The organism is Vibrio sp. 99-8-1, from assembly GCF_013114595.1.
In the GTDB taxonomy this organism is placed as follows: domain Bacteria; phylum Pseudomonadota; class Gammaproteobacteria; order Enterobacterales; family Vibrionaceae; genus Vibrio.
The window spans coordinates 49,375-68,611 of sequence record NZ_VTXE01000005.1 but is presented as its reverse complement, the minus strand read 5'-3'; the positions used below and the strand labels follow the sequence as shown (position 1 = coordinate 68,611).

Sequence of the window (19,237 nt, the reverse complement as noted above, 5' to 3'; positions counted from 1 at the left end):
AATGAAAACCCTACAAAAACTTGCTTTAGGTGCATCTATTATAGGTGCGCTAGCAGCAAATTCAGTCACTGCGGAAACCACTTCTCCATTTGAAGGTAAAGAGATGAAAATAGCGCATGTTCGCTATCTGTCTCAGGGAGACTTCCCAGAACTTTACCTTAAAGGAGTCAAACGTCAGGCTGAAGCACTGGGTCTGAAATTAGATGTTTATGATGCAAGACAAGATGCAGCACTGCAACGTAACCAACTTGAACAAGCGATTATGAAAGGTTACGACGGTATTGTACTTCAACACGGCTTTACTGATTCCATTAAAGATCTGGCAGATATGGCCGTGCAAAACGGAATTAAAGTGGTGGCATTCGACGTAAATGCCGATAACCCTGCGATTCCTCAGATCAACCAAGATGACCACCTTATTGCTCGTCTCTCTTTAGAGCAGGCAGTGCAAGACAACGGCCAAGATTGGAAAGCCGCGTACGTGTATGTTCCCGGTATTCCGCCATTAGATAGACGTGACGAAGTGTTTACTGAATTTAAAGGCAAATATCCAAATATTACCGAAATTGCTCGTTTTGGAACCATGAACAATCCGATTCCTAATCAGGTAGCGGATCAGGCAGCGGCTGTATTTAGAGCGAACCCAGATATTACCGTGGCATTCTCTCCTTACGACGAGTTTGCTAAAGGGATCAAGATTGCAGTAGATGAAGCTGGGTTATCTAAACAAGTGAAAATCTATAGTGCCGATATCTCTAACTCTGATATTCAAGCCATGAGAGAGAAAAACAGTGCATGGGTCGCTACCGTGGCAACGAACCCTTCTATCATGGGAGAGGTGAGTGTTCGAGCGTTAGCAATGCTGATGAAAGGTGAGTCGGTCGACAAGCAAGTAACAGTACCACCCGTGCTTATTACTCAAGACATGTTGAATGAGCAAGACATTAAAAATATGGATGATCTTGTAAATAAAATCCCATCATTCTCCAAGTCAACCGTATTAGCACCTGCATGGATGCCAATGCCAACAAATTAAAACGAGTCACTTGAAAGTAGGACGAGAGCTCTCTCGTCCTTATATCAAATCATTTAGTTGTAAGGATGGTCGTTATGCCAAATATCGTGCCAGAAGGGTATGTACCTCAAACTTGTGAGTCTCTGCCTTTTTATTTAGAAAAAAAACTTCCTGACAGTATTTGTCTTGGTGGTTCCGCAAGCCAATGGACGGTAAAAGAAGTCGGTGATGGAAACCTCAATCTAGTGTTTATTGTTGAAGGGTTAGAGCGCACCATTATCGTTAAACAAGCATTACCTTATGTGAGAGCGGCAGGCGAGGGGTGGCAACTGTCATTAACAAGAGCCTACTTTGAATACAATGTTCTTGAGGTAGAAGCGCGGGTTGCTGGACATAAATTGGTGCCTCAAGTCTACTTTTATGATCCCACCATGGCGGTGTTTGCCATGGAGTTTTTAACTCCTCACGTCATTTTAAGAAAAGAGCTCATTGCAGGTAAGAGATTTGCAAGTTTATCTGAGGATGTCGGAATATTTTTGGCAAAAACACTGTTCCATACCTCAGATATAGGAATGAATGCTAAAGAGAAAAAAGCCTTAGTGTCGATGTTTGCGGTCAACCATGAGCTATGCAAAATCACCGAAGATCTTATTTTTACAGAGCCTTATTACCAAGCAGAACGTAATAACTGGACAACCCCTCAGCTTGATGAAGACATCAAACGTATTTGGCAAGATGCTGAGATGATTCAGGTGGCAATGAAGTACAAATATAAGTTTATGACCGAGTCTCAAGCATTATTACATGGTGATTTGCATTCCGGTTCCATCATGGTGACGGAAACAGAGACCAAAGTGATAGATCCAGAGTTTGGTTTTATGGGACCGATGGCATTTGATATCGGTAATTATATGGGGAATTTATGGTTCTCATATTTTGCCAGACCGGGTTGGGAGCCAGATGAGAAAGCGTGTGCTAATGACCAACAATGGTTGATTGAGCAGATGGAAACAACATGGAGCGTGTTCTCTTCTCACTTTATTCAGTTATGGAACGAGAAAGTCGAAGGAGACGCTTATCCTCTCGAAATATACCAAAACGGCTTGGGCTCACAAGCACTGGAATATGCTCAGCGAGATTTTATGGCGCAGCTATTAGAAGAGACATTAGTGAACGCTGGTTTAGAGATTAACCGCCGAATTATCGGCTTTGCTGGTGTGGCCGATTTTAAAGAGATAGAAGATCAAGATCTGCGAGCCAGCTGCGAACGTAAAGCTCTAAAACTGGCAAGAGAGCTTATTGTTAACGCGAAAGATTACAGCAGTTTTGCTTCAATTCAATCCTATGCGAAGCAGTGTTAAGAGGTCGTTATGAAAATAAAAGGTAAACATTATCGTACTGTCTGGGTGGCGGACGATGGTCGCACAGTGGAAATTCTCGATCAGACCAAATTGCCGTTTGATCTGGAAGTGATTCAATTAACGTCGATGGAACTTGCCGCGACAGCCATTAAAGATATGTGGGTTCGTGGTGCACCGCTTATTGGTGCTGTTGCCGCCTATGGTGTTGCGCTAGGTATGAAAGAAGATCCGAGTGATAAAAATCTGCACCATTGCTACGACGTCTTGGTGGAGACTCGTCCAACCGCCATTAACTTAAAATGGGCATTAGATAGAGTACGCAAACACCTGTTAGATGTGCCTCCCTATCAACGAGAAACCGCGGCTTATATTCTTGCTGCAGAGATAGCCGATGAAGACGTTCAGTTATGTGAACGAATTGGAGAAAACGGTCTAGAAATTATTAAAAAAATTGCCGCCAAAAAGCCTGCGGGTTCGGTGGTGAATGTTCTCACTCACTGTAATGCCGGTTGGTTAGCGACGGTTGATTGGGGCACGGCTATTTCTCCTATTTATAAAGCCCATGAAGCGGGTATCAATATCCATGTGTGGGTAGATGAAACCCGACCAAGAAACCAAGGATTGTTAACGGCGTTTGAATTAGGTTCTCATGGCGTTCCTCATACTCTGATCGCCGATAATGCAGGCGGACATTTGATGCAACATGGTGAGGTGGACTTATGCATAGTCGGTACCGATCGCACCACCGCTAATGGTGATGTGTGCAATAAAATAGGGACCTACCTTAAAGCATTGGCTGCTAGGGATAACGGCGTACCATTTTATGTGGCTCTTCCTTCTCCAACTATAGATTTCACGGTATCAGACGGAGTAAAAGAGATCCCTATTGAACAGCGATCCGGTGAAGAGCAATCTCATGTCTATGGCGTTGATGCCAATGGGCAGCGCAGTTGGGTAAACACCGCCCCAGAGGGAACTCAGTGTGGTAATTATGCATTTGATGTGACGCCGGCACGTTACGTGACGGGCTTAATTACTGAACGTGGGATATGCGAAGCCAGTGAACAGGCTCTCTCTGAACTGTTTGCGGATTTAAAGTGAGATTATAGAGCTGTATAGGGGCGTAAAGCCCCTTTAATTTAGGAGATGTTATGAATCGTGAATCTCTGTCTCAACAGGTGATTGATACCTGCTTAGAGATGAATGCGTTGGGGCTAAATCAAGGTACATCAGGCAATGTCAGCGTCCGCTATAAGGAGGGTATGCTGATCACGCCAAGTGGCATTCCGTACCAGAAGCTCACTCCAGATATGATCGTCTATGTTGATAATACTGGCCATTTTGATAGTGACAAGGTGCCGTCTAGTGAATGGCATTTTCATTTAAGTTGTTTTTTAGCTCGACCTGAACTCAATGCAGTGGTTCACAATCACGCTGTTAACTCAACCGTTGTCTCCATTTTAAATCAGCCTATCCCGGCGATTCATTACATGGTCGCGGTCACCGGACGGGATCATGTGCCCTGCATTCCTTATTCTACGTTCGGTACACAAGCTTTGGCAGATAGTGTGGCGTCAGGGATTAAGACAAGTAAGGCGATAATAATGCAACATCATGGCATGTTAGCGATGGAAGTGAACCTAGAGAAAGCATTATGGCTGGCCAATGAAGTTGAAACGCTCGCTAAGATGTATTTAAAGGTGTTGTCTGTTCAATCGGAGGTCGCTACCTTGTCGAAAGAAGAGATGGCCATCGTGCTAGAGAAGTTTAAAAGTTATGGCTTGAAAAGTGAGTGAGATCCGTTTGCACCATAGAAATGAGACCGAGTTGTTTCAATGCCCACAAGGCAAATTTGTGCCAAACAGACAAGATAGAACACACATAGCAGAGCAGAGTGTGTTCTATTAAACAATATACTCAAGAAGCTTGAGGCTACTTGAGTATAGGGTGATTCATTGATATTAATTTTATTATTTTTCAATGACTAAAAGATGCCATTCAACAGGGTTACATTGTCACTCCAGATTTAAATATAGCCAGTTCACGGATCTCGTTGCACTCATTTTTCGTCTGTTTTCCACTCGCAATGTCAATAACCAACTCAATGAACTGTTGCAGCAACTCTTCCATAGGGACACCATCGATTAACTGTCCAGCGTTGAAATCTATCCAATGCTTTTTCTTGTTGGCCAGTTCAGTATTGGTGGCCAGTTTTACCGTCGGTACAAAACCACCATAAGGTGTCCCTCTACCTGTCGAGAATAGCACCATATGGCAGCCACTTGCGGCTAATGCTGAAGTCGCAACTGCATCATTCCCCGGGGCACTGAGTAAGTTTAAACCCGATTGACTCAACCTATCAGCGTAATGGAGTACATCGACGACCTTGCTTGAACCTGCTTTTTGCGTACAACCGATAGACTTGTCTTCTAAGGTGGTAATGCCGCCCTTTTTATTGCCGGGGGATGGGTTCTCATAAATAGGCTGATTGTGATCGATAAAGTACTGCTTAAAGTCGTTAACCATGGCAACGGCTTTATCGAATGTCTGCTGGTTTATACAGCGCTCAAATAAAATATGTTCAGCACCGAACATTTCGGGTACTTCAGTTAGTACCGATGTTCCCCCTTTCTCAATCAGGTAGTCAGAGAACAGACCAAGTAATGGGTTTGCCGTGATGCCAGACAAGCCGTCAGAGCCTCCGCACTCTAGGCCAACGTTTAGCTTGCCAATCGGTGTTGTCTGCCTCGTATCTTGTCTTACGGTTTGATATATCTCATTGAGCAGCTTGTTTGCGGTCTCGATTTCATTGTCTTCTTGCTGAGCAACCATAAACTTAACTCGACGGTCGTCAACTTCGCCTACAAGTTCTTTGAAAGGAGCAATCTGGTTATTTTCACAGCCAAGTCCAATGACTAAAACGCCACCGGCATTTGGATGCTTTACCATATCTGCCAGTATGTTGCGGGTATTTTCATGATCATCACCCAATTGAGAGCAGCCGTAGTTGTGGGGGAATAGGTAGACGCCATCACATTCGAGTTTACTGAACTGAGCGGTAAACTGCTTGATCGCTTGTTTAGCGATACCATTTACACAGCCGACGGTGGGAATCACCCATATTTCGTTTCGTATACCTACTTGTCCATCTTCTCTTGGGTAGCCTAAAAATGACCGATCAGCCAAGCCAGTTTCATCTTGTTGAGGAAAGTTGGGTAGGTAACGATAGTCATCGGTTGTGGATAGATTAGTTTTGACATTATGAGTATGAACCAAAGCGCCACAAGGGATAAATTCCGTTGCGTAACCTATGGCGTTACCATATTTAATCACGTTTTGTTTTGCGGCAATCTCTTCAATCGCCATTTTATTGCCACGAGCAATATCTGCTGATGCAGTAATGGTTGTGCCATCAATGTCAAAGCAGTCTCCTTGATAGATGTCTTCAAGGGTAACGACAACATTATCAGTGACATTGATTTTAATTAGCTTTTTCATAGGGTATCTCTTAATAGTTACCCTGTCCGACAGTTGTTAATGCTATGACTAATTTGTATTTTAAGCAATAAAAAACATCTCTCTTCAAAAAAAACCATAGAAACAGCGCCAATTAGGCGCTTTATTGAATAATAATTGACCTTAAAATGGCTTTTTACTGAATAAAATACCGATAAAATACAGTTAAGGATGATCACAAACACGTTTAAGACTCTTTTTTATAAAAAATGCATTTTAAGCTCATAAACTTCATTTCAGTCGATAACACCTGTCCGACATACAGAGAAAATTATCGTTAAGGATTAAGTAATGATACAAGCGTTAAAAAGAGTCGATTCGGAGCATCACTGTTATCCGGAAAAAATAATTCAGTTTGGTGAAGGAAACTTCCTCAGAGCATTTTTTGATTGGCAGGTTCAGTTATTGAATGAGCAGACTGACTTTAATGCCGGTATTACCGTAGTGAGACCAATAGATGCCGGTCATCCAACGTTAAACAAACAAGATGGTTTGTTTACCGCTTTGATTCGGGGCATTAATGGTGCGGGTGAAGCGGTGTCAGAGCCGAAAGTGATCACCAGTGTTAATCGCGAATTAATGGCCTACGGTGAGTTTGAGCAGGTACTAAAAGTCGCTGAGAACCCGATGTTGGAATGGGTGGTGTCTAATACCACCGAAGCAGGCATTGAGTTTCGTGATAGCGACAGCGCCAGTGATTTCCCACCGGCAAGTTTCCCTGCCAAGTTAACTCTATTTCTATTGCGTCGTTTTGAGACATTTCACGGTGACAAAGATAAAGGACTGATATTCCTACCTTGTGAGTTGATCGATTACAACGGCGAGATGTTGAAAGAGACTCTCAATCAATATGCTGATTTATGGCAACTTGGTGAGGAGTACAAACAGTGGTTAAACAACTGCAATACATTTTGTTCAACCTTGGTTGACCGTATTGTGACGGGTTATCCAAAAGATGAAGCCGCGCAGCTCGCTGAATCGTTAGGGTATCAGGATGACTTTATTGCGGCAGCTGAGTACTTTTACCTGTTTGTTATTCAAGGGCCTGACTGGCTTAAAGAGAAATTAAAACTGTCTCAATGCGCCCTTAATATCAAGGTAGTAGAAGATATTAAACCTTATAAGCAGCGCAAGGTCGGCATATTAAATGGGGCTCATACGGCTTTAGTTCCGGTTGCCTATTTAATGGGGCTGGATACCGTTGGCGAATCAATGAGAGACGCTGATGTGACCGCGTTTGTTCAATCCATGCTAGATGAAGAGGTAATACCCACGCTATCAATGGATAAAGACGAACTTGAGGCGTTTAAAGAGAGCGTTATTCAGCGTTTTGAAAACCCATACATCAAACACTACTTAATATCGATTGCCTTGAACTCTCTGACGAAATTTAAAACTCGTTTGTTGCCTCAACTCGTTCGTTATATCGAGCTGAATAACCAAGCACCGAACAAGTTAAGTTTTAGCCTTGCCGCACTATTTTGTTTCTATCTTGGTAAGCGAGGAGATGAAGCAATTCCACTTAACGATCAACCAGAATTACTGGATAAATTTACCGACTGGAAGCAAGAAAACAGTGATATGTCTCAATCTGTTTATCAGTTTCTGGCGATGAAAGAGCACTGGGGAATGGACTTAACCACATTGGCTAATCTTAATTCTCAAGTAAACCAACATGTTAGCAATATTCAGAGAATGGGCATGCGAGATGCGCTGAACTCTTTATAATTGCAACATAGAGATAAATATCTACCAAATAATAAAAGGGAAACCTATGACTACCTTACACACCAAAATTAAGAAGCTATCTGCTGTTGTCGGCCTATCTATTGGCGTTAGCTTTGCTGCTCAAGCTGCAACAGAAGTTATGATTGCATATGGAAACCAACCGGGAGAGCCAATTGATCAGGCGATGCACTACTGGGCGGATCAAGTTAAAGAGCGTTCAAATGGTGAGATTATCTTCCAACTGTTCCCATCTAGTCAGTTAGGCAGTGAAACAGAAGTACTGGAGCAAGCCAAGTTTGGTGCCAACATTATTGCCATCGCTTCTTACGGTTACCTAATGGACACTATCCCTGATTTTGGTGTTGTTAATGCGCCTTACATCACTCAATCTTTTGAGAAAAAATCCAAGCTAATGAAAACGGAGTGGTTCAAAGGCTTAACGGATCAGTTAGCTGACAAAGGGCTGCAAATGGTCGTGCCGGATGTTGTGTATGGTACACGTCACCTACTTTCAAATAAGAAAGTAGAAAAACCAAGTGATCTTAAGGGTGTGAAAGTTCGTGTTCAGCATTCTCGTTTAATGGTTGCAACAGTAAAAGCAATGGGTGGTGTACCAACGCCAATGTCACTTTCTGATGTCTACCCTGGATTGTCTCAAGGTGTTATTGACGGCGTAGAAAACCCAGCAGTAGTGCTTTATGGTGGTAAATTCCATGAAGTTGCTCAAAACTTAAGCATGACAGGGCATATTAAAATGCTATCGCCATTTGTTGCAGGCACCACATTCTGGAACAACCTATCTGCAGAAGAGCAGAAAATCATTACTGATAGCAGCCGTGATATGGTCAAATATGGCGCGAACCTGATTAATGAGTTAGAGCAAGACGCATTCGCTAAGTTAAAAGCGGAAGGTGTGCAGATGAACGAAGTTGACGCAGCTGCATTTGCAGAATCCGCTGGCGACGTGGTTCAAGAAGCCTTCCCTGAGTGGTCTCCTAACCTTTACAAAAACATCCAGAGCAAACTAGCAAATATGTAATCTGTTAAGGGGCTCTTTTTGAGCCCCTTAGTTGATTCAGTCGGAGAAAATAATGCATTCACAAACGTCTATAAAAGGCACTGAGAAATCTTTTTTAAAAACCTTTATTCAGTACGTAGATAAATTCAGTCGTTTGGACGAAATTGTCGCCTCAATACTGCTAGCAGTTATTGTTATATTGATGGGCTACGGTGTAGTTACTCGCTATGTTTTCAATGCACCAAGCTCTTGGGTGGAAGAGATCTGCATTGCGCTATTTATATGGATGACCTTTATGGGCGCAAGCGCTCTGATGCGCCATGATGAAGTCGTGAGAATTGACTACTTGATAAGAAAACTACCACAAGGTGCAGCACGGTTTATGGATGGTCTATTAAGGCCTATATTGGTAATGACTGCCATCGCTTTTATGATCTATTGGGGTTTTAAATTACTGCCTCATTCACAGGTGAGATTTACACCTGCATTAAAAATTCCTTATATCTATATCTATTCTGCGGTGCCGGTGAGTGCTCTGTTTATGAGTTATCACCAGCTTCGTCAAATCTATTTTTTCTTTACCTCTAGCAACGAGGAAGTGTAATTATGTCTGTTCTTATTCCAATTTCTACGCTGCTGATCCTATTTACTATTGGTATACCCGTGGCGTTCTGTATTTTTCTGGCCACTTTAAGTTATTTTTTGATTAACGATCATCTACCCATGATGATATTGATACAGAGACTGGCTGGAGGTCTTGAGTCTGTGACCTTACTGGCGATTCCATTTTTCGTCATGGCGGGTGTTTTTATGAATCACTCAGGGATCAGTAAGCGTCTGTTGCGTTTTAGTGAGGTATTAACGGGCCATATGAACGGTGGCTTGGCCCAAGTGAATGTGGTGTTAAGTACATTAATGGGTGGGCTTTCAGGATCCAATATCGCGGATGCTGCAATGGGATCAAAACTGTTGGTTCCTCAAATGGTTGCTCGTGGTTACAGTGCGTCATTTTCATCAGCAGTAACGGCGGCTTCTGCGTTAATTACGCCAATTATCCCACCCGGCATTGCGTTGATTATCTACGGCTACGTAAACAACGTCTCCATCGGAAAACTGTTTTTGGCTGGTGTGGTTCCGGGCGTGATGCTCTGCATGATGATGATGGCGTTGGTCTCCTACATTGCGAAGAAACGCAACTATGCCCCGATTCGTGAAAAACGAGCGTCTGCTAAAGAAGTGATTGTTTCTGCCAAAGATGCGTTTTTAGCGCTGTTATTGCCTGTCATTATTATTGGTGGGATACGTTTTGGTGTATTTACACCGACAGAAGCGGGTGCAGCGGCGGTACTTTATGCATTGGTATTAGGGGTGTTCTTTTACAAGGAGATGAACTCTCGACTTTTGTGGGATGCGACTAAAGAGTCGGTTATGTCGGCTGCAAACGTACTGCTTATTATTTGTGTCGCGGTGGGCTTTTCTAAGTTCCTGACTTGGGAGCGTGTTCCGCAAAGTTTGGCTATGTGGCTAACGAATGCGGTGGAAAGTCCGTTCTCATTCTTACTGTTGGTGAATGTTTTCCTCCTTATTGTCGGCATGTTCTTGGAAGGCAATGCGGTGATGATTGTACTGGCGCCATTGCTTGCTCCTGTGGCCAAGTCGTACGGTATCGATCCTGTTCACTTTGGCATTGTGTTTATCTTTAACAGTGCAATTGGCACGGTAACACCACCGTTAGGTACAGTCATGTTTACCACCTGTTCCATTACCAAGGTCGCCATTGAAGACTTTGTAAAAGAGATACTGCCATTTTGGTTGCTGCTTATTGTCGCGCTGTTATTGATCACCTATGTACCGGTTATCTCTATTGGCCTACCAAATCTAGTATTCGGTTAATAAAGGCGGCTTTGTGAAGAAAATAGCAATCATTGGCGAATGCATGATAGAGCTGAACGGAGAGCCGTTTGGCGCTATGACGCAAACATTTGGCGGTGACACACTTAATGCTGCTGTCTACTTGCAACGAGCGGCTAAAGCTCCGTTAAATGTCCATTTTGTCTCTGCTATGGGTAGTGATGCCTTGAGCCAAGAGATGATAAAGCGATGGCAAGATGAAGGTATCTCAACGGAACTGGTGTTAACTGACAATAAACGCTCTCCCGGTCTTTACCTGATTCAGTTAGACGCTCAGGGTGAGCGAACGTTTCTGTATTGGCGAAATCAATCTGCGGCTAAGTATCTTTTTCAACATCCAGACTTTGAACAGGTTGCTCAATCGCTTAGAGAAATGGACATGGTGTTTTTAAGTGGCATCTCTTTAGCCATTCTCGAACCTCAAGACAGAGAAAAGCTGATCGTTCTGTTAGCTGAGTTGGCAGAGCAAGGGGTTGAGATTGCATTTGATAGCAACTATCGACCTGCACTTTGGCCTGATGACGAATGTAAAACCGTACGGCAAGTCTACTCTGCCATATTACCCCTCTGTTCATTAGCCTTGCTGACGTTTGATGATGAACAGCTCATCTGGTCCGATAGCCACTATGGTGACACATTGGCTCGCTTATATGCTGCGGGGACTAAGAAGACGGTGATAAAGCTCGGCAGTCGAGGGTGTGTATACAGTGAGCTAGCCACAAATAGTGTTACCGAAGTGACCACCGAAGTGGTTGAACATGTTGTTGATACGACTTCTGCTGGCGATTCATTTAATGGCGGTTTCCTAGCGGCTTATCTTGAAGGTGAGGAGATAACCGCTGCCTGCCAAAGGGGAAATGCGTTGGCTGGCGTGGTCATTCAGCATGCTGGGGCCATCGTGCCCAAAGCGATTACCGAGTCACTGTTTTAATATAAAGCTCCAATTTATCAAATAGTTAAAAAATAAAAGGAAAACCGATGAGTACCATTACTGAACAGCTTAAGGCCTATAAAGTTGTCCCTGTTATCGCGATAGAAAATGCCGAAGATATTGTGCCATTGGGCAAAGTTTTAGTGGAAAATGGTTTGCCCGTTGCCGAGATTACATTTCGCTCTGACGCTGCAATTGAGGCTATTAGATTATTACGAGCCGAATATCCGCAGATGTTAATTGGTGCTGGAACGGTATTAAATCGCGATCAGGTTATCGCCGCTAAAGAGGCCGGAGCGACGTTTGTGGTATCTCCGGGTTTTAATCCAAATACAGTAAAGGCGTGCCGTGAAGTGGGAATTGATATTATTCCTGGCATTAATAACCCAAGTGGTGTGGAAGCGGCTTTAGAGATGGGATTGACAACCCTTAAGTTTTTTCCGGCGGAAGCGTCTGGTGGTATAAATATGATTAAGTCATTGTTAGCGCCGTATACTGATATTGAAATAATGCCAACTGGCGGCATTAACGCCAACAATATCAATGACTACTTAGCTATCCCGCGAGTGGTTGCTTGCGGTGGTTCTTGGATGGTGGATAAAGGAATGATCGCCCGAGGAGAGTGGCAAGAGATAGGACGACTAACAAAAGAGGCGGTGGCGTTAGTCAATCAATAAGCCTACTTAACGATCATCAAAGCCAGCATTACGCTGGCTCTGTTTTATCGGTAATCAGACTGTGTTCCATATTTCTTCTGGCGGTCTGCAAATGGTGACTTAGAGCGCCAATCGCCCCTATGTCATCGCCAATAAGCATCTTGCTTAACACCGCCATATGCTCTTCAATGGCAACCATATTTCGTTTACGCAGATCACTATTGTCCCACTGGTAGTGATAGTGAAATATCACCGACATGATCTCGTAAAACTGCTCCATAAACGGGTTGTTTGCTGCAGATAAGATCAAATAGTGAAATGAACGGTCAAGATCAGAAAACGCTTGGTATTCATTGACGACTTCTTCTCGCAACTCTCGGTGAGATTGCAACAGAATTTTAGCTTCTTTCCAGCGCGCATCATCTTTTGGTAAGTTCATGAACTTATTCAGCGCATGACTTTCAAGCATCTCTCTCAATTCAATAAGGTTGGCTGCATAGCCGTGCTCGAAACGAACCATTCGCCATTTACCACGCGAGATGTTTTCAATCAGATTAAATCGAGAGAACTTAATTAAGAATTCGCGGACCACACGAGTAGAGCAGTTGGATCGCTTGGACATTTCTAACTCAGTAAACTCGTTACCGGGCATGATATCTCGGTTTTTTACGCACTGATTAAAAAACAGTTCAAATTCTAACGTTTGTAGTTCATCTGTGGATGCAGGTTGCTCAAATGTGTCTGCTTCATCGGGTTGCCGATGCACCACACACTCTCCATCTGAGAGTTGCAATATACCTTTGTCGCACAAATCATTGACCACATGTCGTATGGTGGTTCTGCTTACCCCAAATAACTCCGCTAATGAGGATTGAGAAGGCAAAGGGGATTGAATGTGTCCCATGGATATTGCGTCTAACAATTGATTCGCTGTGCTTTCTCGTAGGTTTTTATTTCTGGCCATATTTCTCCTCCACAGTTATTAAATACCATTTAAAAACACAATAAAGAGTACTTGATCACGAATATGTGGTTAATTTTATAATTAAAAAACAGAGCGAATAAAATTAACTCAACTCCACAAGAAATAGAGATTAATGATGAAATCGTTAGTATGTGAAAAACCATTCGAGATGAAATATATCGAGAAAGAACTACCATCCGTTAAGGATGATGAGGTACTTGTTAAAGTGGCAGCGGTGGGAATATGCGGTACTGATATTCACGCCTTTACCGGTAACCAACCTTTCTTTAGTTATCCTCGTGTTTTAGGTCATGAACTGTGTGGCACCATTACCGAAATGGGTTCCGCTGCCGAAGGTGAGTTTGTGGTTGGGGACAAAGTGGCTCTTATCCCTTATGTGGCTTGCTTTAAATGTGCATCTTGTCAGAGCGGAAAAACCAACTGTTGTGAAAACATCTCTGTGATAGGGGTTCATCAGGACGGTGGTTTTTGTGAGTACCTTGCCGTTCCTAAAGGCAATGTACTTAAAGTCAACGGTGTGGATGACAACACCGCCGCTTTGATTGAACCATTTGCCATCAGTGCTCACTCAGTGCGTCGTGCTCAGATGGTGGAAAACGAACATGTGCTAGTCGTTGGCGCTGGACCTATTGGGTTAGGCGCAGCTGCCATCGCCGCGGCTGATGGTGCTAAAGTGATTGTTGCGGATACACAAGCGGAACGTCGAGCGCATGTTGAAAAAGAGCTGGGTCTATTGGCGATTGATCCTCTTGCTGAAGATTTTGAGTCACAGCTGCTGCAACAGTTTGATGGTTCATTGGCGCAAACCATTATTGATGCAACGGGTAATCCACATGCAATGAATAACGCGGTTAATTTAATCAGACACGGAGGCAAAATTGTTTTTGTCGGTTTGTTTAAAGGTAATTTGGAGTTTAGTGATCCAGACTTTCATAAGAAAGAGACCACAATGATGGGCAGCCGCAATGCCACCAAAGAGGATTTTGTTAAAGTACAACGCTTGATGGCAGAGGGCAAACTAACCGCTAACATGATGTTAACTCATCATTTTGACTTTCATACCGTCGGGTTAGATTACCAGAATAGTGTGGTTAACAATCAGCAACTGCTGAAAGGGGTTATCTCTTTTTAAGCTGGTTTGTTATTCGAGTTTGTTGAGCTTGTCGGTCTGCTTTTGTAACAAAAAGCTGTCCAGGGCTCGGTGATGCATTCGTCATGGTCGTCGTTATGATGATTTATGACGGATGCATTTTTTTTAACTCTTTTCCACTGATATCAAGCTCTGTCTTTTATCTCACCAGAGAGAAAATAAGAATCTACTTACAGACGTCTAAGTCTTTACCCATCAAATCATTAGCTAGCGAACCATATAATTTCATTATTTAAATGTAGGGTTAGTTATGACGCTAAAAACGAAAATAATTGTTTTCTTCTCTGCTTTGCTGTTCGCGGCCAGTAGCATCATTTCAGCGGTAAGTTACTGGAATTTTTCTACTTATAGTAGCGATGTATTTATACAGTCGAGTCAGTTTGAAACCAAAATGATCTCAAGTTTACTTGATGAAGAAATAGAACAGATTTTTGATGTTCTTGAAACATACTCTATAGAGTTTGATGACAACAATGAGAATTTAATCGATGACATTGTTGAGGAGATTCAGGTAAGGAAACAAGCCAGTGACGTGTATGATTTATACATTGCTCTACTCGATGGTAGCGTTATTTTAGATAGTGGTATTGAAGAAGGATTCAATGCGTTAACCAGTAAGAGAGAGTGGTTTACCTCGATAGTACAAGACGGTAAGAAGTATGCCATTAGCGATATCTATTTAGATAACACCACCAATTCTCAAATAATTACGCTCAGTATTCCTGTTATCTATAAAGGAGAGATGAAAGCTGTCGCGGCGATTGATGTGATGATTGATGGCGTCAATCGGTTGGTAAACAATGAAATGCGAGGCAATAGCCAGTATTACCTCATCTCTCAGAGTAACAATACCATCATAGCGAGTCATGATATGAGCCTCATTTCAAAAGATGTCTCAGAAGCGCTGCCCGGTATTGATACTATGTCGGATAGCAAATCACGGCTAGATAGTTATGATCTGGAGGGAGAAAAATTCACCGCGATAGCAAAAGAACTCACCAATATTGATTGGATGTTAGTGTTGTTTGATTATGAAAGTCAGATTAAACAAGAGAGTAACCACAACTTGTATTTTAGTTTGGTCATGCTGGTTGTTTTGGTCTGTTCGTCTGTGTTTGCCATCTTCTACTTCGTTGTTAATAACATCTATAAACCTATTGGAGGGGAGCCGAGCGAAATATCTCAGTTAATGCACAAGATGAGTCAAGGTCATTTAGTTTTGCCTCCTGCAACGGGGAAAGAGACTGGTATTTATCGCTCTATGCTCAAGTTTTCAACGGAGCTGAAAGGTATTGTTTCGAAAACGAGCGCGATTTCGGAAAGTGTCTCTTCTGCCTCTGTCGAGCTTTCTAGTGTTATGTCTGAATCTGCGGTTAATTCGCGAACTGAGTTGCAACAGATAGAACAGATAACGACCGCAATTAGCGAGCTATCTAGTACTGCGAATGAGGTCAATAGCAGTGCAGGGAATGCTGAAAGTGCAGTAATGAAAGCAATAGGAAGCCTTAAAGAAGGCTCGCAGGCATTAGCAACATCAAACAGCATTTCAGAACAGATAAATACGTCCATTCTGGATTCCACTGGCATTGTGGCCGAGCTAAGGAGTTATGCGATAGAAATCGGCGGCATTATTGATGTGATTAAAACCATATCTGAGCAGACCAACTTATTGGCGTTGAATGCGGCGATAGAAGCCGCAAGAGCGGGAGAGCAAGGGCGTGGTTTTGCGGTGGTTGCAGATGAAGTCCGTTCTCTAGCGGGTAAAACTCAGCAATCAACCGGTAATATAGAAGCGATCATTTTAAAACTGCAAGAACAGTCTGAAAAAGCAGACGCTTCAATGATGAACAATGTTGAGTTGATTGAAAAGTCCACCGTCATTTCAGCGGATATGCAGCACTGTTTTAGCAATATTACCGAACATGTTACTGATATTTCCGATATGAATTCATTAGTGACTAGTGCGTCAAGTGAGCAGTCGGTAGTGACGGAAGAGGTAGCAAAGAGCATTATGCATACCTTTGATCTAGTAAACCAAAATGTCGCAGGCATTAATCAGAGCAGTGAAGCGAGTGAAGAGCTAGCCCGTCTGTCAGAAGAACAAACGACTATTTTGAGTCTATTCAAGGTGAGCTAAGCAGAGTGACGTTTTGAAAGGTTTGCTGCCCGAACCACAAATAATGGGCCATGACATTCAATCTTATTGAGGTTAAAAATAAATGCTTTGAGTTCGTTAGAACCCAAAGCATTTATCGTACATTTCTCTTGCCGAACAAGGCAGGGCTGCCTTCCCTTATAAATCTGTTTTCGTTCAGGAGTTTTTCAATAAACGGGGTAACAAAGTTAATTCTAATTCGGTTATAGCACTGTACCTGACAAATTATAAAACAACACGCAGTGCAAAGCTAAACTTACTTCAAATAAAACCTGACAAAAATCACCTATTACTGCAATCCGAATGCAAGAAATCTCATTTAGTGCTTTTAATCTAATTAGTGATTAATAGCGATTTAATATCACATATATTAATGAGTTTGCAGGGTAGACTTAACTGTAGATATGTAATTGATGTCATATTGTTAAAAATATCAATAACTCTTAATTTAGTCAGATATGGCGTGTGAATAAAATGGAATTTATAACAAGTAGAATTACGACAATCGCGGCGTTAGTGGGTTGTTTTGCTATGCCAGTGCAAGCTGAAGACTTGATGCAAGTTTATCATCAGGCCTTGGAAAATGATCCTGTTTATCGAGCAGGTATTTATCAGCACGATGCGTCTAAAGAGATTTATGACCAAGCAATGGCTGTATTGCTTCCTACCATTAAGTTTGATGCTAGCAGAACAGAAAATAAGCAGAAAATTGTTAGTTCAGACAACAAGGTCTATAACAAAGGTAGCACCAGATATCCCACCGATGAGCTCAATCTCTCTCTTACACAGTCTCTTTATAGCTATAGTAATTGGGCCTATTTTGCGCAATCAAAAGAAGAAGTTAAACGAGCGGCATATGAGCTAGAAGATGTGCGCCAACAGTTGATAATGCGTGTTGCAGAAGCGTATTTCACCGTACTGAAGAAACGAGATAACTATCTTGGTATTAATGCGGAAGTGACCGCATTGCAAAAACACTTTGAGCTAGTAGAGCTGAAAGTGTCCAATGGTTTGGCACGTACAACCGATCTTTTAGATTCAGAAGCGCGTTATTTGCAAGCTCAAGCTCGTCAGATAGAAATTAGCAATAATTTGCAAGATTCATTACAAGGCATTCGGGAGATCACCGGAGCTCTGCCTGCGTCATTGCTAACCTTGGGTGAAGAGATGGTGTTAGCTCGTCCCGATCCTTATCGCATTGAATCTTGGCTGGAAAACGCGCAACAAAATAATCCTAAGATTTTGCAAAAGCAGAGTGAGTACGAGGCAGCTCGCGAAGAGATTCGTCGTCAACAAGGTGGCCATTATCCAACGTTAGATCTGGTTTTATCACAAAACAAAAATGATACCGACGGTTCACTATTTGGTGGTGGCAGTGAAGTTGATACTCAAAGCGTCATGCTAAAAATGACAGTTCCTATTTATGCCGGTGGTGCCGTCTCATCAAAAGTGAGAGAAACCGAAGCGCTATACAATAAAACCAAAGATGACCTTGAACTCGTCTCTCGGGAAACCGCGAGGGAAACACGATCTGCCTACACTGGGGTGACCAGCACCATTAGCAAAGTGAATGCGTTGGAAAAATCGGTCGATGCCTATGAAATGGCGGTAGAAGTGAAACAGACCTCTTTTGAATCCGGTGTGGCAACAAGTGTCACGGTATTGGATGCAGTAAGAGATCTATTTATTGCGCGTACTGAATACTCGGCTGCTCGCTACGATTACCTACTTAATAACTTACGACTAAAACGCGCGATTGGTACCTTAAATACGCGTGACATAGAACAGATAAACGCTGCTCTCAATGGCGCCGATGTGTCAACAGACGTTGATGTGATGTTGCAAAATGCTGAGCTAGCGAAATTGGCGCAACGATAGTCGACAAAGACCAATAATGTCGCCATTAAAGAGAGTATATCCATTAGTGATAGAGAAAGATTAGGAGAGCCCTGTGGCCACACAACTATTAATTTACGGACAAGTAGAAGCGGTAAACAAACAACGTCATGCAGACTGGTCGATTAAAGCGAAGAGTGATTATAGCTTCGCTAATTCAGTGAATTCTGTTCCTTTAATGGCGGTGGAGTTTCCCAATGCGTCTGAAGAGTATTCCGTCGTATTCGCGGGTAATGGCGATGACATTTTGCCAGTTGCTATTATGGGTATTCGCGAAGATGAAAACTTGTATATTGATACCGCAGGAGGATGGAAAGCGGACTATATTCCAGCTTTTATTCGTCGTTATCCTTTTGTTTTTGCGACAACAGATGAAGGAAAAACGCTGACGCTCTGTTTGGATGAGCAGTATCAAGGCTGTAATCAAGAGGGACGTGGCGAGCGTTTATTTGATTCTGATGGTGAGCAAACTCAGTATCTTTCAGGCGTGGTTGATTTTTTACAAGACTACCAGACGCACTATCAGCGTACTCAAGCGTTTTGCCAGAAGCTTAATGAGCTCGACCTATTTGAAGAGATGGGTGCCAAATTTACCCTACCGTCTGGTGAAGAAAAAACCTTAACCGGCTTTAAAGTGGTGAGTCGTGAAAAGTTAAAAGCGGTAGAAGCAGAACAGCTTGCCTTATTGATGGCTAATGATGGTTTGGAGTTGATTTATCTGCATCTCCAATCCATGAGAAACCTAACTAAGGTTTTGCAAAAACTTCCACAACACAGAGCTGATGAATCCGTTTCAGAAGAACTCAGTGAAAGCGTTCATTAATTGATTGAACGTAATGGATGTATTGCACTCTAAGCGGTTACTAACCAAAGCCGAAAATGTTGTATGAAGGCGTGGATGTTTGGATGGTAACA

The 19,237-nt window shown here is 42.7% G+C and carries 16 protein-coding genes; 14 read left to right on the top strand and 2 right to left on the bottom strand.

Annotation, left to right across the window (positions count from 1 at the left end):
- Position 1: 1 nt before the first annotated feature.
- From F0227_RS03735 to F0227_RS03720, 4 genes are all read left to right on the top strand, one after another.
- Positions 2 to 1,036, top strand: a complete 1,035-nt coding sequence (locus F0227_RS03735) for a substrate-binding domain-containing protein (protein WP_171751825.1) — start codon at positions 2 to 4, stop codon at positions 1,034 to 1,036.
- A 74-nt stretch (positions 1,037 to 1,110) separates the two neighbouring features.
- Complete coding sequence (mtnK, locus tag F0227_RS03730) at positions 1,111 to 2,376, top strand: S-methyl-5-thioribose kinase (protein WP_171751824.1); 1,266 nt, start codon at positions 1,111 to 1,113, stop codon at positions 2,374 to 2,376.
- Positions 2,377 to 2,385: 9 nt separating this feature from the next.
- Positions 2,386 to 3,477: an S-methyl-5-thioribose-1-phosphate isomerase gene (gene mtnA / locus F0227_RS03725; RefSeq protein ID WP_171751823.1), complete on the top strand. Its 1,092-nt coding sequence runs from the start codon at positions 2,386 to 2,388 to the stop codon at positions 3,475 to 3,477.
- Between the two features lie 50 nt (positions 3,478 to 3,527).
- Positions 3,528 to 4,172 carry an L-fuculose-phosphate aldolase gene (locus F0227_RS03720; protein WP_171751822.1) on the top strand — a complete coding sequence of 215 codons (645 nt, stop codon included), beginning with the start codon at positions 3,528 to 3,530 and terminating at the stop codon, positions 4,170 to 4,172.
- A gap of 211 nt (positions 4,173 to 4,383) precedes the next feature.
- Here F0227_RS03720 and F0227_RS03715 read toward each other — a convergent pair whose 3' ends face one another.
- Positions 4,384 to 5,874, bottom strand: coding sequence for an altronate dehydratase family protein (locus tag F0227_RS03715; protein ID WP_171751821.1), 1,491 nt, complete (start codon positions 5,872 to 5,874; stop codon positions 4,384 to 4,386).
- A 309-nt stretch (positions 5,875 to 6,183) separates the two neighbouring features.
- Here F0227_RS03715 and F0227_RS03710 point away from each other — a divergent pair, with 309 nt between their 5' ends.
- Genes F0227_RS03710 through F0227_RS03685 form a run of 6 tightly spaced genes read left to right on the top strand, consistent with a single transcriptional unit; the run spans position 6,184 to position 12,157 of the window.
- Complete coding sequence (locus F0227_RS03710) at positions 6,184 to 7,620, top strand: tagaturonate reductase (RefSeq protein WP_171751820.1); 1,437 nt, start codon at positions 6,184 to 6,186, stop codon at positions 7,618 to 7,620.
- 46 nt (positions 7,621 to 7,666) lie between these two features.
- Entirely contained in the window at positions 7,667 to 8,659 is a 993-nt protein-coding gene (locus F0227_RS03705; protein WP_171751819.1) for a C4-dicarboxylate TRAP transporter substrate-binding protein, read from the top strand.
- Positions 8,660 to 8,711: 52 nt separating this feature from the next.
- Complete coding sequence (locus tag F0227_RS03700; RefSeq protein WP_171751818.1) at positions 8,712 to 9,242, top strand: TRAP transporter small permease; 531 nt, start codon at positions 8,712 to 8,714, stop codon at positions 9,240 to 9,242.
- Between the two features lie 2 nt (positions 9,243 to 9,244).
- On the top strand, positions 9,245 to 10,531 hold the full coding sequence (locus F0227_RS03695; protein ID WP_171751817.1) for a TRAP transporter large permease: 1,287 nt from the start codon (positions 9,245 to 9,247) through the stop codon (positions 10,529 to 10,531).
- A 13-nt stretch (positions 10,532 to 10,544) separates the two neighbouring features.
- Positions 10,545 to 11,480: a PfkB family carbohydrate kinase gene (locus F0227_RS03690; protein WP_171751816.1), complete on the top strand. Its 936-nt coding sequence runs from the start codon at positions 10,545 to 10,547 to the stop codon at positions 11,478 to 11,480.
- A gap of 47 nt (positions 11,481 to 11,527) precedes the next feature.
- Entirely contained in the window at positions 11,528 to 12,157 is a 630-nt protein-coding gene (locus F0227_RS03685; RefSeq protein WP_171751815.1) for a bifunctional 4-hydroxy-2-oxoglutarate aldolase/2-dehydro-3-deoxy-phosphogluconate aldolase, read from the top strand.
- A 28-nt stretch (positions 12,158 to 12,185) separates the two neighbouring features.
- On the opposite strand, the gene F0227_RS03680 is transcribed toward F0227_RS03685, so the two are convergent.
- On the bottom strand, positions 12,186 to 13,100 hold the full coding sequence (locus tag F0227_RS03680; RefSeq protein WP_171751814.1) for a GntR family transcriptional regulator: 915 nt from the start codon (positions 13,098 to 13,100) through the stop codon (positions 12,186 to 12,188).
- 133 nt (positions 13,101 to 13,233) lie between these two features.
- On the opposite strand from F0227_RS03680, the gene F0227_RS03675 reads away from it, so the two are divergent.
- From F0227_RS03675 to F0227_RS03660, 4 genes are all read left to right on the top strand, one after another.
- Positions 13,234 to 14,253: a zinc-binding alcohol dehydrogenase family protein gene (locus tag F0227_RS03675; RefSeq protein WP_301338346.1), complete on the top strand. Its 1,020-nt coding sequence runs from the start codon at positions 13,234 to 13,236 to the stop codon at positions 14,251 to 14,253.
- Positions 14,254 to 14,521: 268 nt separating this feature from the next.
- Positions 14,522 to 16,408, top strand: coding sequence for a methyl-accepting chemotaxis protein (locus F0227_RS03670; protein WP_171751813.1), 1,887 nt, complete (start codon positions 14,522 to 14,524; stop codon positions 16,406 to 16,408).
- A 492-nt stretch (positions 16,409 to 16,900) separates the two neighbouring features.
- Entirely contained in the window at positions 16,901 to 18,304 is a 1,404-nt protein-coding gene (locus tag F0227_RS03665) for a TolC family outer membrane protein (RefSeq protein ID WP_171751812.1), read from the top strand.
- Between the two features lie 73 nt (positions 18,305 to 18,377).
- Positions 18,378 to 19,145 (top strand): SapC family protein, encoded by a 768-nt coding sequence (locus tag F0227_RS03660; protein WP_171751811.1) that lies wholly within the window; start codon positions 18,378 to 18,380, stop codon positions 19,143 to 19,145.
- Positions 19,146 to 19,237: the final 92 nt, after the last annotated feature.

Excerpts from the sequence above, each read along its gene's own strand:
- F0227_RS03735 (WP_171751825.1), top strand. The coding sequence starts at position 2 with ATGAAAACCCTACAAAAACTTGCTTTAGGTGCATCTATTATAGGTGCG.
- mtnK (WP_171751824.1), top strand. The coding sequence starts at position 1,111 with ATGCCAAATATCGTGCCAGAAGGGTATGTACCTCAAACTTGTGAGTCT.
- mtnA (WP_171751823.1), top strand. The coding sequence starts at position 2,386 with ATGAAAATAAAAGGTAAACATTATCGTACTGTCTGGGTGGCGGACGAT.
- F0227_RS03720 (WP_171751822.1), top strand. The coding sequence starts at position 3,528 with ATGAATCGTGAATCTCTGTCTCAACAGGTGATTGATACCTGCTTAGAG.
- F0227_RS03715 (WP_171751821.1), bottom strand. The coding sequence starts at position 5,874 with ATGAAAAAGCTAATTAAAATCAATGTCACTGATAATGTTGTCGTTACC.
- F0227_RS03710 (WP_171751820.1), top strand. The coding sequence starts at position 6,184 with ATGATACAAGCGTTAAAAAGAGTCGATTCGGAGCATCACTGTTATCCG.
- F0227_RS03705 (WP_171751819.1), top strand. The coding sequence starts at position 7,667 with ATGACTACCTTACACACCAAAATTAAGAAGCTATCTGCTGTTGTCGGC.
- F0227_RS03700 (WP_171751818.1), top strand. The coding sequence starts at position 8,712 with ATGCATTCACAAACGTCTATAAAAGGCACTGAGAAATCTTTTTTAAAA.
- F0227_RS03695 (WP_171751817.1), top strand. The coding sequence starts at position 9,245 with ATGTCTGTTCTTATTCCAATTTCTACGCTGCTGATCCTATTTACTATT.
- F0227_RS03685 (WP_171751815.1), top strand. The coding sequence starts at position 11,528 with ATGAGTACCATTACTGAACAGCTTAAGGCCTATAAAGTTGTCCCTGTT.
- F0227_RS03680 (WP_171751814.1), bottom strand. The coding sequence starts at position 13,100 with ATGGCCAGAAATAAAAACCTACGAGAAAGCACAGCGAATCAATTGTTA.
- F0227_RS03675 (WP_301338346.1), top strand. The coding sequence starts at position 13,234 with ATGATGAAATCGTTAGTATGTGAAAAACCATTCGAGATGAAATATATC.
- F0227_RS03670 (WP_171751813.1), top strand. The coding sequence starts at position 14,522 with ATGACGCTAAAAACGAAAATAATTGTTTTCTTCTCTGCTTTGCTGTTC.
- F0227_RS03665 (WP_171751812.1), top strand. The coding sequence starts at position 16,901 with ATGGAATTTATAACAAGTAGAATTACGACAATCGCGGCGTTAGTGGGT.